Source organism: Sphingorhabdus sp. (genome assembly GCF_035329025.1).
Classification (GTDB): Bacteria; Pseudomonadota; Alphaproteobacteria; order Sphingomonadales; family Sphingomonadaceae; genus Sphingorhabdus_B.
In genome coordinates this window covers 47,176-60,521 of the sequence record NZ_DAOLHN010000015.1, presented here as the reverse complement: position 1 = coordinate 60,521, position 13,346 = coordinate 47,176, and the positions used below count along the sequence as shown (strand labels likewise).

Annotated in this window: 14 protein-coding genes; 2 read left to right on the top strand and 12 right to left on the bottom strand. The window is 56.9% G+C overall.

Annotation, left to right across the window (positions count from 1 at the left end):
- The 5 genes from pnp to PKC81_RS06010 form a co-directional block, all read right to left on the bottom strand.
- Nucleotides 1–1,706, bottom strand: a 1,706-nt coding sequence (gene pnp, locus PKC81_RS06030) for a polyribonucleotide nucleotidyltransferase (protein ID WP_324334113.1), incomplete at its 3' end; no start/stop codon positions are given.
- Between the two features lie 173 nt (nucleotides 1,707–1,879).
- Nucleotides 1,880–2,149, bottom strand: coding sequence for a 30S ribosomal protein S15 (gene rpsO / locus PKC81_RS06025; RefSeq protein ID WP_298600873.1), 270 nt, complete (start codon nucleotides 2,147–2,149; stop codon nucleotides 1,880–1,882).
- 23 nt (nucleotides 2,150–2,172) lie between these two features.
- Nucleotides 2,173–3,069 (bottom strand): tRNA pseudouridine(55) synthase TruB, encoded by an 897-nt coding sequence (truB, locus tag PKC81_RS06020; RefSeq protein WP_324334110.1) that lies wholly within the window; start codon nucleotides 3,067–3,069, stop codon nucleotides 2,173–2,175.
- A 32-nt stretch (nucleotides 3,070–3,101) separates the two neighbouring features.
- Nucleotides 3,102–3,530, bottom strand: a complete 429-nt coding sequence (locus PKC81_RS06015; protein WP_324334108.1) for a DUF6491 family protein — start codon at nucleotides 3,528–3,530, stop codon at nucleotides 3,102–3,104.
- A gap of 8 nt (nucleotides 3,531–3,538) precedes the next feature.
- Nucleotides 3,539–4,153 carry a thymidine kinase gene (locus PKC81_RS06010; RefSeq protein ID WP_324334106.1) on the bottom strand — a complete coding sequence of 205 codons (615 nt, stop codon included), beginning with the start codon at nucleotides 4,151–4,153 and terminating at the stop codon, nucleotides 3,539–3,541.
- Nucleotides 4,154–4,234: 81 nt separating this feature from the next.
- On the opposite strand from PKC81_RS06010, the gene PKC81_RS06005 reads away from it, so the two are divergent.
- Nucleotides 4,235–4,816 carry a YceI family protein gene (locus PKC81_RS06005; protein ID WP_324334104.1) on the top strand — a complete coding sequence of 194 codons (582 nt, stop codon included), beginning with the start codon at nucleotides 4,235–4,237 and terminating at the stop codon, nucleotides 4,814–4,816.
- On the opposite strand, the gene rbfA is transcribed toward PKC81_RS06005, so the two are convergent.
- The 6 genes from rbfA to rimP are packed head-to-tail and all read right to left on the bottom strand — an operon-like array spanning nucleotide 4,813 to nucleotide 11,053.
- Entirely contained in the window at nucleotides 4,813–5,223 is a 411-nt protein-coding gene (gene rbfA / locus PKC81_RS06000) for a 30S ribosome-binding factor RbfA (protein ID WP_324334102.1), read from the bottom strand. The two genes, PKC81_RS06005 and rbfA, sit on opposite strands and share 4 nt — an antisense overlap.
- Nucleotides 5,223–5,636: a PaaI family thioesterase gene (locus PKC81_RS05995; RefSeq protein WP_324334100.1), complete on the bottom strand. Its 414-nt coding sequence runs from the start codon at nucleotides 5,634–5,636 to the stop codon at nucleotides 5,223–5,225. Before PKC81_RS05995 ends, rbfA begins: the two co-directional genes overlap by 1 nt.
- Nucleotides 5,633–8,179 (bottom strand): translation initiation factor IF-2, encoded by a 2,547-nt coding sequence (gene infB / locus PKC81_RS05990; RefSeq protein ID WP_324334099.1) that lies wholly within the window; start codon nucleotides 8,177–8,179, stop codon nucleotides 5,633–5,635. The genes PKC81_RS05995 and infB overlap by 4 nt, the downstream gene beginning before the upstream one ends.
- Nucleotides 8,180–8,201: 22 nt before the next feature.
- A complete protein-coding gene (locus PKC81_RS05985; protein ID WP_324334097.1) occupies nucleotides 8,202–8,843 on the bottom strand; it encodes a DUF448 domain-containing protein in 642 nt (213 codons plus the stop codon).
- Nucleotides 8,844–8,874: 31 nt separating this feature from the next.
- The gene (gene nusA, locus PKC81_RS05980) at nucleotides 8,875–10,491 is read right to left on the bottom strand and encodes a transcription termination factor NusA (protein WP_324334095.1); all 1,617 of its coding nucleotides are present in this window, start codon (nucleotides 10,489–10,491) and stop codon (nucleotides 8,875–8,877) included.
- Nucleotides 10,492–10,495: 4 nt separating this feature from the next.
- Nucleotides 10,496–11,053, bottom strand: coding sequence for a ribosome maturation protein RimP (gene rimP, locus PKC81_RS05975; RefSeq protein ID WP_324334093.1), 558 nt, complete (start codon nucleotides 11,051–11,053; stop codon nucleotides 10,496–10,498).
- A 188-nt stretch (nucleotides 11,054–11,241) separates the two neighbouring features.
- Between rimP and PKC81_RS05970 the strand changes: the two genes are divergently transcribed.
- Nucleotides 11,242–12,375, top strand: a complete 1,134-nt coding sequence (locus tag PKC81_RS05970) for a PQQ-dependent sugar dehydrogenase (protein ID WP_324334091.1) — start codon at nucleotides 11,242–11,244, stop codon at nucleotides 12,373–12,375.
- Here PKC81_RS05970 and PKC81_RS05965 read toward each other — a convergent pair.
- On the bottom strand, nucleotides 12,372–13,298 hold the full coding sequence (locus PKC81_RS05965) for a DUF1499 domain-containing protein (RefSeq protein ID WP_324334089.1): 927 nt from the start codon (nucleotides 13,296–13,298) through the stop codon (nucleotides 12,372–12,374). The genes PKC81_RS05970 and PKC81_RS05965 overlap by 4 nt on opposite strands.
- Between the last annotated feature and the right edge of the window lie 48 nt (nucleotides 13,299–13,346).

Below are 13,346 nucleotides of genomic sequence, written 5' to 3'. Positions count from 1 at the left end.
CCGATGATGTCACGGATCTTCGACTTGTCGATCTGCATCGTTTCGATGCGCGGTGCGTAGTCAGACAGTTCGGTACGGGCCGAACCCAACGCCTTCGCCATTTCGCCAAGGATGTGCGCACGGCCTTCCTTCGCCTGGTTCAGCGCAGCTTCAAAGATTTCGCGTGTGATACCCGCAATCTTGATGTCCATCTGCATCGTGGTGATGCCTTCAGATGTACCAGCTACCTTGAAATCCATGTCGCCGAGATGGTCTTCATCGCCGAGGATATCCGAGAGGATCGCATAATCCTTGCCTTCGAGGATGAGACCCATGGCGATACCCGAAACCGGACGCTTGATGGGGACGCCAGCGTCCATCATCGAGAGCGAACCGCCGCAAACCGACGCCATTGACGACGAGCCGTTCGACTCGGTGATGTCGCTGGTCAGGCGGATGGTATAGGGAAACTCGTCCTTGCTCGGCAGCACGGGGTGCAGCGCACGCCATGCCAACTTGCCATGGCCGACTTCACGACGGCCCGGCGCGCCAAAGCGACCGACTTCACCGACCGAATAGGGTGGGAAGTTATAGTGCAGCATGAAGTTCTGGTATGACAGGCCATTGAGACCGTCGATCATCTGCTCCGCATCCTTGGTTCCCAAGGTGCAGGTTGCGATGGTCTGCGTTTCACCGCGCGTGAACAGGCACGAACCATGTGCACGGGGCAGGAAGTGCGTTTCGGCGAGGATCGGACGGATCTGCGTCGTCGAACGGCCATCGATGCGGGTACCGTCCTTCAGGATCGCGCCACGGACGATTTCAGCTTCCAGCTTCTTCATCAGCTTTTGCGCGGCCATCTGGTCCTGCGGGGTTGCGTCGCTAAACGCTTCCTTCGCCTTGGCGCGGGCTTCGTTCAACGCGTTCGAACGGGCCGATTTGTCAGTTAGCTTGTAAGCAGCGGCAATATCCTTGCCGATCAGCTTCTTCAGCTTGTCCTTGGCAGCCGAGAGATCGGCCTGCTCAGCCATTTCCCAAGGATCCTTGGCAGCCTTCTCGGCCAGCTTGACGATCGCTTTCACGACTTCCTTACAGGCGTCATGTGCAAACATGACGGCGCCGAGCATGATTTCTTCAGAAAGCTCATTGGCTTCGGATTCAACCATCATCACCGCATCATAAGTTGCAGCAACAACCAGATCGAGATCGCCTTCAGCAACCTGTTCATCGGTCGGGTTGAGGATATATTCGCCATTCAGGTAACCAACGCGCGCTGCGCCGATGGGGCCCATGAAAGGGACGCCCGAAATGGTGAGCGCAGCAGATGCTGCAACCATTGCGAGGATATCGGGCTCGTTCTGGCCGTCATAGCTCAAAACCTGCGCAATAGCGTTGATTTCGTTGTAGAAACCTTCCGGGAACAGAGGACGGACCGGCCGGTCGATCAGGCGCGAAACCAGCGTTTCCTTTTCGGTGGCACCGCGTTCACGCTTGAAGAAGCCACCGGGAATGCGGCCTGCAGCCGAATATTTTTCCTGATAGTGAACAGTGAGCGGGAAGAAATCCTGGCCCTCTTTCACCGACTTTGCCGCGGTGACCGCGCAAAGCACAACAGTTTCGCCAAGGGTCGCGATGACAGCGCCGTCGGCTTGACGGGCAACCTTGCCCGTTTCGAGTGTCAGGGTTTGTCCGCCCCACTCGATTGATACATTCTTTACATCAAACATAGATTTTCCTTGAGATGCCTTCGCGCCCTATTGCGCAAAGGGGCCTCCTGTTTTCCGGGATCTCCGGCCCGGGCCGGTTGGAGCATTTTGCGCCCCCATGGCCGGGTTCGCCGAAATGCGAACCCACCCCATATAGCAAAAGCGGCCCGCAGAGGGGGCCGCTTCGCAATTTCTTATTTACGCAGACCGAGCTTGGAAATCAGCGCATTATAACGCGCGACATCCTTTTTCTTGAGGTAGTCAAGAAGCGAACGGCGCCGATTGACCATCTGGAGAAGTCCGCGACGCGAGTGGTTATCCTTGGCGTGGCTTTTGAAGTGTGCGGTCAGGGTGTTGATGCGATCGGTGAGGATTGCAACCTGGACTTCCGGTGAACCGGTGTCGCCCTTGCCCTGGGCGTTGTCCTTGATAACTTCGGCTTTGCGTTCAGCAGTAATAGACATGTTTTTCCTTCGAACATCGTATTTTAAAGGTTGAAGCCACGAACGGTTCTTAACTCACCGCCGATTTGCTCTACCAGCGCCAAGGCACGCATTTCTGCGTCTCGCGCCCAATATAGCCCATCTTTCGTGGCAACCCCGGTCAAGACACGACCCTGCTGGATCGCCTTTGCCGCATCCGGGGAGAGATCAAGAGCCGGGATGTCGACCAGCCCTGCCTCCAACGGCAAGATAATGTCTTTTGCAGGCGCGCCCTTACCAATTTCATTGAGTTTGTCCAGCGAAATCGCGCGATCCAGCGTGAACGGCCCCGCTTTGGTGCGCCGGAGCATAGTGACATGCCCTACTGTGCCAAGGGCATGCGAAATGTCACGTGCCAGCGACCGGATATAAGTGCCTTTGGAAACATGCGCAGAGAGGGTAACCTCTTCCATTGCGGCTTCACCTGCCGGTTCCGAAACAGAAAGAGCGTATATGGTCACTTGCCGGGCCGCAATCTCGATGACCTCCCCTGCCCTTGCCCGATCATAAGCGCGTTTCCCGTCAATCTTTATCGCCGAGTAAGCAGGTGGTATTTGCTCAATTACTCCGGTGAATATCGGCAGAACAGCCTCGATCTGCGCCATTGTGGGCCGTATGTCGGAAGTCGCTACAACCTCTCCCTCAGCATCCAATCCCGCCGTTTCGTCGCCGAATTTGATTGTAAAGTCATAGACTTTGGACGCATCGAGCATCCGACCGCACAATTTGGTTGCTTCGCCAATGGCAATCGGCAAAACGCCCGTTGCGAGAGGATCGAGCGTGCCGCCATGGCCGACCTTAACTTTTCCAAATCCGGCTTCGCGCAGGTTGCGCTTTACCGCCGCGACGGCCTGCGTCGAACCTAAACCAATCGGTTTGTCCAAAATGATCCAGCCGTTCATTGCCCCGCCTTTGGCGGAGCGACACCACGGCGTCAATCGTCAGGAGCAACGGCCTTCTTTGCTTCCGCGCGGACCTCTTTGCGTATTTGTATTCGCTCTTTGCGGGGTAAGGGTTTCTCAGCTGTCACCAGACTATCAAACTGGCAATAATCCCGGCCAGCAATAACACCGCCAAATTTGTCGAGCGATGCCGCCCCGCGCGTATCGAAAGCCAGCCCATTGGCATGGCTCAAATTGTGGCACGGCCCGATTATCCGCGCATAATACCAGCGCCGCTGGCGGTCCTCGATCCATATGCCACGATCACCATTGGCTTCGAAGTTTCGAATGCCACCATGGTTGGCGAAAGGAATTTTTGCCTCAACACCATATTCGGCCCACTCTTTAGGCTTTGCTGCTTGGGACGATGTGGCAACAAAAGCTGTCAATGCAGCACCAAAGATGGAAATGACTGTTTTCATGGCTCTTCTTATGTCGTCTCCAAGCTTAACGCTGAATGAGCGGCAGATTCATTCCGCGCTTCCATGAAATGGCGGCGGCACATCGCGACATAGCGGTCATTCCCGCCAATTTCGGTTTGTTTGCCGTCAATCACGGCATGGCCTTCGGCATCCACACGCAGGTTCATCGTCGATTTTCGGCCGCAGTGGCAGACCGCCTTTAATTCGACCAACGCATCGGCAAGCCCCAAAAGTGCGGCAGAGCCGGGGAAAAGTTCAGCGGCAAAATCTGTCCTCAGGCCGTAGCACAAGACTGGAATGCCCGCTTCATCGGCGATGCGTGCCAGCTGCAGAACTTGTTCCCTTGACAAAAACTGCGCTTCGTCAATCAGGACGCAGGCCAACGGGTTGCTATGGTGTTCTGCGACGATATCGTTCCACAAGTCGGATTCCGGAGAAAATTTACATGCTTCCGCCTGAAGACCGATACGCGATGTCACATAGCCCTTCCCGTACCGGTCGTCGAGCGCGGCCGTCCAGACCATCGTGTTCATTCCGCGTTCGCGATAATTGAAATCGGCCTGCAATAATGTGGTCGATTTGCCCGCGTTCATCGAGGAGTAATAGAAATACAGCTTAGCCATGAGGCTACATAATAGTCCGTGCTAGACGAAGCCAAGCGCAATATGCCATGGGCAATGACGGTCGCGATTGAGGAGTGAATAATGCAGTGGAAAACTGCTCATTGGACTGCTGCACTGTTTATTTTGTGCACAGCCAGCGTAGGGTATTCAGCATCGACATACCGGTTCACGCTGGATCCCGGCTCAAGCTCGGTCGATGCAAAGGTCGCATTCATGGGGGTTGGCAATCGCAAAGCCTATTTTCCTGCGCTTCGCGGCAAGGTGCTGCTTTCTCCGGCACAAATGAACCAGATCGATCTGGATGTTTCAATCGACGCCACACAGCTTAAGTCCGATGACAATGTCACAACCGGTCGTTTGAAGGGCAAAGACTTTTTTTATGTCGACAAATTTCCGACCGTACGGTTCGAAGGCACCCAATTGGCGATGACGACCGCGACCAGTGGCGTTGTCCGTGGCGATCTGACCGCGCGCGGGGTGACCCGTCCGGTGGCACTGAACGTCGTTTTTTCCGAACCGCCTGCGCAGGCCAATGGAAAGGAAGCAATCCGGTTGACCGGAGTCACCACAATCAATCGCAAAGATTTCGGGATGACGGCTTATTCGCTGGTGGTGGGCAAAAAGGTGTCGATTACAATCCGGACGCGGCTGTTGCCGAGCTAGACTTCGGCGTCGCCATCGGGCGTCAAATCCTGGGTCACGTGGGGATTCGATAACAGCTTCTCGATATGGCTGGCCTCATCGAAGCTTTCATCTGCCAGAAACTTCAGTTTCGCCGCATATTTCAATCGAACCCGCGAAGCGACTTCACGCTGCAAGAATGCGGTGTTCGTGCGCAAGGCTTTCAACACCTCTGCCTCATCCGCGCCAAGCAAGGATTTCACAAACACGGTTGCGTGCCGCAAATCCGGCGACATCCGCACCTCGGTGATACTGACGCTGTGGCTGGTCAGGACATCATCATGCACATCGCCACGCGCCAACAGCTCGGAGAGGATATGCCGGAACTGTTCGCCTACGCGCAGCAAGCGAACCGACCGGCCTTCAGGGGTTTCGTTGTGGCGGGCCATCAATTCTCACTTCCCGGGATTGGCGTCGGAATCGCGGTCGAGGTCGAACGCGCATAAATCGTCGTCCAGCTCTCGTCCCACAATTCGCCTTCAAGGAATATGACGCGGCGGCCGCGACGCACTACCCTGCCCTTGCCCATCAATGGCCCGGGCGGAATCAGCTTTAGCAGCGTCATGGAAATCTCAAGGTTCAGCGGGGCTTCCGTGCCGCCGGTGGCTTGAACATGCGCCCATCCCATCGCTTCATCAAGGAATCCAGCCACCAGTCCGCCCTGTACACCGCCACGACCTGTGATGAAACTGTCCGGCGCGACGAAGCGCATAGTTATGGTTTCGCTGACGGGATCGAAGTCAACAAACTCCGCTCCCATCAGGTCAACATGTGCGCCGCCTTTTCCAAGGAACTCCGTCACAGCGTCCGTTCACGCTCCTCGACTTCAAAGATTTCGAGCATATCGCCCGCCTTGATGTCGTTTGTATCCTGAAGCACGACACCGCATTCGAGGCCCGCGCGAACTTCGTCGACATCGTCCTTGAAACGACGCAGCGAGGCAATGACGGTCTTCGAAACGATGACATCTTCTCGGGTAAGGCGGGTGTGATAGCCCTTGCGGATATGGCCTTCGAGGACGAGCAAGCCAGCAGCCTTGTCCTTTTTGCCCGCGTTGAAGACTTCCTGGATCTTCGCACGACCGACAACGGTTTCGATGATTTCGGGACCGAGGATACCCGCCATTTCCTTGGCGACATCTTCGGTGAGATGATAAATCACATCGAAATATTTGAACCGTGTCTTTTCGCGTTGCGCAATCTCGCGTGCCTTGGCGTTGGGACGGACATTGAAGCCGATAATCGGCGCTTTGGTCGCGTTGGCCAGCGTCACATCGCTTTCGGTAATCGCACCGACACCTGATTGCAGCACTCGCACCTTGATTTCATCGGTCGAAATCTTGTGCAGTGCGTTGACGATGGCTTCAACCGAACCCTGAACGTCTGCTTTGACGACAACGGCATATTCCTTCGCACGGTTGGCAGCCAATGCCGAGAACATGTTGTCAACCGAAACCGGTGCTTGCGTTGTCCGCTTCAGCTTTGCCTGTTCCTTGCGGAAAGCGGCAACTTCGCGGGCACGGGCTTCGTTTTCAACGACCGTCAGGATTTCGCCCGCCCCGGGAACACCGGTGAGACCCAATACCTCGACCGGCATGGCCGGCCCTGCAGTTTTCACCTGCTGCCCCTGATCGTTGATCAATGCGCGAACCTTGCCCGATTCCTCGCCGACAACGAAAATGTCGCCGGTCTTCAGCGTACCGCGACGGATGAGCAGCGTTGCAACCGCACCGCGCCCCTTGTCGAGCTTCGCTTCAACTACCACAGCTTCCGCCGCGCGATCGGGGTTGGCTTTGAGTTCCATAAGCTCCGCTTGCAGCGCCAGCTTGTCGAGCAGGTCGTCGATGCCGGTTTTCTTCAGTGCCGAGATTTCAACGTCCTGCACTTCACCGCCCATTTTTTCGACAATGACTTCATGCTCCAGTAAGCGTTCACGGATGCGCTGTGGATTGGCGCCGTCCTTGTCGCATTTGTTGATCGCGATAATCATCGGCACATTGGCCGAGCGGGCATGATTGATAGCCTCAATTGTCTGCGGCATGATGCCATCATCGGCAGCGACTACGAGGATGATAATGTCCGTCACAGTAGCACCGCGTGCGCGCATTTCGGTGAAGGCTTCGTGACCAGGTGTATCAAGGAAGGTGATAAGATCACCATTCTTGGTTTTCACCTGATAGGCACCGATATGCTGGGTAATGCCGCCAGCTTCACCGGCCTGCACATTCGCCCCGCGCAATGCATCGAGCAGCGAAGTTTTGCCATGGTCGACATGGCCCATCACGGTCACAACCGGCGGACGCGGCTTCAATGTTTCGGGGGCGTCGACATCGTCATCATGGGCAATATCGACGTCGGCGTCAGAAACGCGGGTGATGTTGTGACCAAATTCGGTCACCAGCAATTCGGCGGTATCCTGGTCGATGCTCTGCGTCAGTGTGACAGGCATGCCCATCTTGAACAGCGCCTTGACCAGATCGCTGCCCTTTTCGGCCATACGGATCGCCAGTTCCTGAACGGTAATGACTTCCGGAACGACTACATCGCGCACCTGCTTGGGTTGCGCATCGCGCTGCATGCCCGACATATGCGAGCGACGCTCTTTTTCGCGCGCGCGCTTGAGTGCGGCGAGCGAACGGGCGCGTGCACCTTCATCGTCGTCCAGAGCGCGCGTTACGGTCAATTTGCCCGATTGACGGCGGCTATCGCCCGCACGGTCACGGCTAGGCTTGTGCGGTACCTTCTTCGGATCTTCGCGGCGAACCTCTTCGCGGACCCCGCGAACTTCCTCACGCGGCGCTGCCGGAGCAGGACGCTTGGGCGATTCAACCGGAGTGAATCTGCGGGCCGGCGGGGGTGACACAGCGTCGCTGGTTTCCGCAGCCTCAACTTCATCGGCTTGCGCAACCGCAGGAGGCGGAGCCTTGGCAGCCTCAGCTTCAGCCTTACGATTCTCTTCAGCACGGCGACGCTCTTCATCTGCCGCACGCGCACGTTCCTCTTGCTCGCGCCTATTGGCTTCTTCGGCAAGACGCAGCCGGTCTTCTTCTGCTTCACGCTGTAGACGGGCTACGCGCTCTTGCGGCGTTTCACCGCTCGGTGCTGCTGCACGCGGCGCAGGTGCGGCGGGCGGCGGCGGCGGCGGAGGGGGTGGCGGAGGCGCGGCTACTTCCGGCTCGGGAGCATAGCCCGGCTTACCGACAAGTTTTTTGCGTTTCACCTCAACCACAACCTTGTTGGTGCGGCCATGGCTGAAGGTCTGCTTCACCTCGCCCGACTCCAGTCGCGGCTTCAGCCCAAGCGGCTTGCGACCCAATGTCGGTTTATTCTCGTTTTCGTCACTCATTTTCTACAGACCTTGCCTTCAATCAATTACCGTCCGGTGCATCAAGTGCTCGACGGTCCGCCTTGGCGTCGCCGCGCGCGTTACTGCATCCTATGAAATAAAGCCAGCGGTCTAGGTGATGTTTCACCCGCTCCGCTGCTTTTGCATCGGTGATCGCCACATGCACCGAATTTGAGCGCCCCAGTGCCGCCGATAGCCGGTCGCGATCAACCGGCAAGCGCGTGCCCTTGCGACCACTACCCTCTTCTTCAAGCCCGACGCGCCAACTCTGGTCACGTTTGGATGCTCCATCGTCACTGGCATCAGAGGCGTGCAGCAAGAGCGCGACCGCACCGCTACGGGCCGCTGCATCGACCTTTTCCGCGCCAGCGAGCAAATTGCTCGACCGGGCTTCCAGACCGAGGCGATCAAGTGTCGCCTTTTCCAGGCCAAACCGGATTCGGTCAACCAGATCGTCGGGAACTGAAAGTTCAGATACCTTGAAAGCACGTTTCAACAGACCGGCGAGCTTTCCTTTCGCGCGTGCGGCTTCGATCTCTTCTGCCGGCACGCCGATCCACGCTCCGCGACCGGGCACTTTTCCGTGAATATCAGGCGCTACCTGCCCGTCAGGGCCCAGCGCAAGACGGATCAGCAGGCGTTGCTCCGCCCGCTCACCCGTCAAAATGCACCTTCTTACAGGGCTATCAAGGTTCTCATTGGGAGTCTTCCGCGACAACGGCGTCCTCCTCAACTGTTTCGGGTTCGTCATCGAACCAATGCGCACGGGCGGCCATGATAATCTCGTTGCCTTGCTCTTCGTTCAGGCCGAAAACCGCCAATATGCCGGGTTTGTCTTCGACGCGGTGGCGACGATTGTCGCTGCGACGCTGTTCGCTGCGACCCTTCTGGATCAGTTCGTCGGTCGCAAGGTCTGCAAGATCGTCAAGCGTCTTGATACCCGCCTTGCCCAGCGTCACCAGCATTGCTTCGGTGAGGTGCGGCAGTTCGGCAAGGGCATCTTCGACGCCCAGTTCCCGGCGTTCGGCACGTGCGGACTCTTCCTTGCGCTCCAGCGCTTCGAGTGCACGGCTTTGCAGTTCTTCAGCCAGTTCATCGTCCAGGCCTTCGATGCCAGCGATTTCTTCAAGCGCGACATAGGCAACTTCTTCAAGCTCGCTGAAGCCTTCTGCCACAAGCAGCTGCGCCAAGGTTTCGTCGACGTCGAGTTCCTGCTGGAACATTTCCGAACGCTCGACAAATTCCTTCTGGCGCTTCTCGCTCGATTCCGCCTCGGTCATAATGTCGATTGCACGACCGGTCAGCTGGCTTGCAAGACGGACGTTCTGGCCGCGGCGACCAATGGCCAGGCTCAGCTGATCGTCGGGAACGACCACTTCGATGCGGCTTTCTTCTTCATCGATGACGACGCGGCTGACCGTTGCAGGCTGTAGCGCATTGACGATGAAGGTTGCGGCATCGTCCGACCAGGGGATGATGTCGATTTTTTCGCCCTGCATTTCCTGCACGACCGCCTGCACACGGCTGCCCTTCATGCCGACGCAAGCGCCAACCGGGTCTATCGAACTGTCATAGCTGATTACACCAATCTTGGCACGGCTGCCCGGATCGCGGGCTGCGGCCTTAATCTCGATGATGCCATCGTAAATTTCGGGTACTTCCTGTGCGAACAGCTTCTTCATGAAGTCCGGATGTGCACGGCTGAGCAGAATCTGCGGACCGCGGTTTTCACGAACGACCTTCATGATCAGCGCACGAACGCGATCACCGGGGCGAACAACTTCGCGCGGGATTTGCTGGTCGCGGCGGATAACGCCTTCGGCACGACCAAGATCGACGACGACATGGCCGAATTCGACCGACTTCACGACGCCAGTGATGATTTCGCCTGCGCGGTCCTTGAATTCTTCAAACTGGCGCTCGCGTTCGGCGTCTCGCACCTTCTGGAAGATGACCTGCTTTGCCGACTGCGCGTCAATACGGCCAAGATCGACCGGAGGCAGCGGATCGACGATGAAGTCGCCAACAGCCGCGCCCTTTTGCAGCTTTTCGGCCTGCTTGAGATCGACCTGCTTGAAATAGTCTTCAACAACCTCAACCACTTCGACAACGCGCCACAAGCGCAAGTCGCCGGTCTGCGTATCGAGCTTAGCGCGAATATCGTTTTCGGCGCCATAGCGCGCACGGGCGGCGCGCTGAATCGCTTCTTCGAGTGCCTCGACGACGATCGCCTTGTCGATCATCTTCTCGCTGGCGACTGCGTTTGCGATTGCGAGCAGTTCAGCCTTGTTGGCAGCAATCGGACTGGCCATGACTTTAGTCTTCCTGTTCTTGGTCGGGGTTTTCTTCGTCGATTTCGTCGACCCCGGCGCTGTTGAGCGGCGCAGTCGACGCAATCAGCCGGTCTGTCAAGACCAGCTTGGCGGAATGTATATTGGAAAAGTGTATTGCGTGTGTGACGCCAGTACGATCGGTGATTGCAACCACCTCATCGTCAACTCCCGCAAGCTCACCACGAAATCTCTTTTGGTTTTCAATAGGCTCTATCGCCTCAATTTTGGCTTCATGCCCTGCCCAATCGGAAAAGTCCTTCAACCGGGTCAGCGGACGGTCAATGCCGGGGGAGCTTACCTCCAACCGATAGGCCTCTTCGATCGGATCAAGTTCGTCGAACAGATCAGAAATCCGATGCGACAATGCCGCACAATCGTCGATTACCAATTGGCGCGTATCCGGCCGTTCAGCCATGACTTGCAAAGTCGGCTCATCCGAACCTTCTGCGCCGCGATCAAACCATGCAACGCGTACGAGATCAAACCCCAAGGCTTTGGCCTCAGGTTCGATAATCTCGGCAAGTTTTTTTAAATCGGGCATGGTGCTCCAAATGTGCAGAAGACAATGCGAATAACCGATCGTGCCAGCCCCTTTCGGCGCCAGCCCCTTCAGTGTTTCGCAATGTCGGGATAAACCCCATCTAGGCGGAGCTACGCTAAAATGCAACCCTCTTGCAATTACGCGAAGCATTGGCATCTAAACGCCGGAATAAAAGAGGAGCCCTCCCCATGTTGCGAGCCTTCAGTTTGACCGCGATCAGTTTTGTAGCGGTTGCCTGCGCCCCTTCGACAAGCAACGCCGAAGTCTCAACAGGCCCCAAACCATTTGAGGTCACAGCGGTTGCAACTTTCAATGAACCTTGGGCAATGGCCTTTGTTCCCGGCACGCCCTATGCGCTGATTACCGAAAAGAGCGGCAAGCTGAAACTGTGGCAAGCGGATGGACCTGTTCGCGATGTCGCCGGTGTCCCTACGGTTGACTATGGCGGACAAGGTGGTTTTGGCGATGTGATCGTCGCTTCCGATTTTTCGGAATCTGGCCTCGTTTATCTCAGCTGGGTGGAAGCCGGCGCAAACGACACACGCGGCGCAGTCGTTGGCCGCGCAAAGCTGGAATATCAGGATAATGAACCCAAGTTGGTTGGCCTGCAGAAAATCTGGGAGCAGAATCCGAAGGTCACCGGGCGCGGCCATTATGGCCATCGCCTCGCATTCTCGCCCGATGGCAAATATCTGTTCATCGCCTCTGGCGAGCGGCAGAAATTCGATCCGGCTCAGGACATGAACGCCAATCTTGGCAAGGTGCTGCGCCTCTTCCCCGATGGCAGCGTGCCGAGGGACAACCCGTTTTACGATGCGGCCAATCCGGTAAAGTCACAAATCTGGTCATTAGGGCATCGCAACCCGCTTGGGCTGACCTTTGATGACAAGGGGCAGCTGTGGAACCAGGAAATGGGTCCGCGCCACGGTGATGAACTCAACCTTGTTAAGCGCGGCGCCAATTATGGCTATCCCAAGGCGTCCAATGGCGATCATTACGACGGCCGCGACATCCCCGATCACAAACCGGGCGACGGCTTTGAAGCACCCAAGGCCTATTGGGTGCCCGCAATTTCTCCGGGCGGCCTGATGTTCTATAATGGCGACCTGTTTCCGGCATGGAAGGGCTCACTCTTCTTAGGCGGGTTGGGCGGCGAGGCCCTGGTCCGCGTCAAGGTGAATGGCGAAAATGTCGAAAAGGCCGACCATTGGCCGATGAACGCCCGTATCCGGGAAGTCGAACAGGGCCCTGACGGAGCAGTATGGCTGCTTGAAGACGGCAGCGAAGGGCGTCTGCTGAAGCTTACGCCCCCAAAACCTTAACCCGCTGGATTAGTACCTGCGAGGTCTGCAATGAAACTGCGGACCCGTTTGGCGTTCATGCCCAGATCGCTGATGCCAACGCGGCTGATAGACCGCATATCCACAATGCTACCCGTACCGTCTTCGGTTGGACGCACGCGGACAACAACATCGTCTTTGAAGCGAAAGAAACGGGTGGTGTCGGTCGCCTCAAGACGGCCTTCAACCGGATCGGTTACAGCAACCTCCCAACCGCGAACCTTGGCCAGCCGCTCTGCCTTGGCAATGGCTTCCGCAACCGGCATCGCGATACGAACCGAACGGATGTCGCCATAAGCTTTCTGGTGCAGCGCCGCCCAGCGCTGTTGCGGGTTCATACCTTTCATTTGCGGATCATTCTCGCCCGGAATCTGGTCAAGATTGTCCGCCCGCACTTCGAGCATCCTGAATTGAGGTGGGTCGGCAAGATCGGTCGAAATATCGTGGATGGCGGGAACGGTGCGCGCCGTATAGGCAAAACTCAAAAGCCAAAGCGACAAGGCGCCCCCCATTGCCATGCCCAACCAGCGCAAGGGGCGCGCAGCCACCCTGCCCTTGCGTTTTGCCCACCATCCGACCAGCACACCACCAAGCACAGCCAACAAACCTGCGCCAAAGGCAAGCATCAGCAATTGGAAACCGAAGCCGAAATTCCATAGCCCCCAGCCCGAACCCAGCGCCGCCAACAAGGCGAGCAATATTGATCCGAAGCCCAAAAAGAAAATCGATTTTCCGCTCCAATTTGCAGGTTTCGCGACCACCGGTGCGGATGTCCCCGTTTCTTGAACCGGTTCCTGTGCTGGCTGCTGAACAGTTTCAGCCACAGCTTCGTTCACATTTTCGTTTTGTGCTGGTGTGTTTTCATCATTCTGCATCTGCGGATCCCCTCGGTCCAATACCATCATCAAACTAACGCAACTCGGGCAAAAGCCAAAGTAAATCCGTCCATTCGG

What these genes read in the sequence shown, in the direction of transcription:
- rpsO (WP_298600873.1), bottom strand. Translation starts at nt 2,149, where the DNA reads ATGTCTATTACTGCTGAACGCAAAGCCGAAGTTATCAAGGACAACGCC.
- truB (WP_324334110.1), bottom strand. Translation starts at nt 3,069, where the DNA reads ATGAACGGCTGGATCATTTTGGACAAACCGATTGGTTTAGGTTCGACG.
- PKC81_RS06015 (WP_324334108.1), bottom strand. Translation starts at nt 3,530, where the DNA reads ATGAAAACAGTCATTTCCATCTTTGGTGCTGCATTGACAGCTTTTGTT.
- PKC81_RS06010 (WP_324334106.1), bottom strand. Translation starts at nt 4,153, where the DNA reads ATGGCTAAGCTGTATTTCTATTACTCCTCGATGAACGCGGGCAAATCG.
- PKC81_RS06005 (WP_324334104.1), top strand. Translation starts at nt 4,235, where the DNA reads ATGCAGTGGAAAACTGCTCATTGGACTGCTGCACTGTTTATTTTGTGC.
- rbfA (WP_324334102.1), bottom strand. Translation starts at nt 5,223, where the DNA reads ATGGCCCGCCACAACGAAACCCCTGAAGGCCGGTCGGTTCGCTTGCTG.
- infB (WP_324334099.1), bottom strand. Translation starts at nt 8,179, where the DNA reads ATGAGTGACGAAAACGAGAATAAACCGACATTGGGTCGCAAGCCGCTT.
- nusA (WP_324334095.1), bottom strand. Translation starts at nt 10,491, where the DNA reads ATGGCCAGTCCGATTGCTGCCAACAAGGCTGAACTGCTCGCAATCGCA.
- rimP (WP_324334093.1), bottom strand. Translation starts at nt 11,053, where the DNA reads ATGCCCGATTTAAAAAAACTTGCCGAGATTATCGAACCTGAGGCCAAA.
- PKC81_RS05970 (WP_324334091.1), top strand. Translation starts at nt 11,242, where the DNA reads ATGTTGCGAGCCTTCAGTTTGACCGCGATCAGTTTTGTAGCGGTTGCC.
- PKC81_RS05965 (WP_324334089.1), bottom strand. Translation starts at nt 13,298, where the DNA reads ATGATGGTATTGGACCGAGGGGATCCGCAGATGCAGAATGATGAAAAC.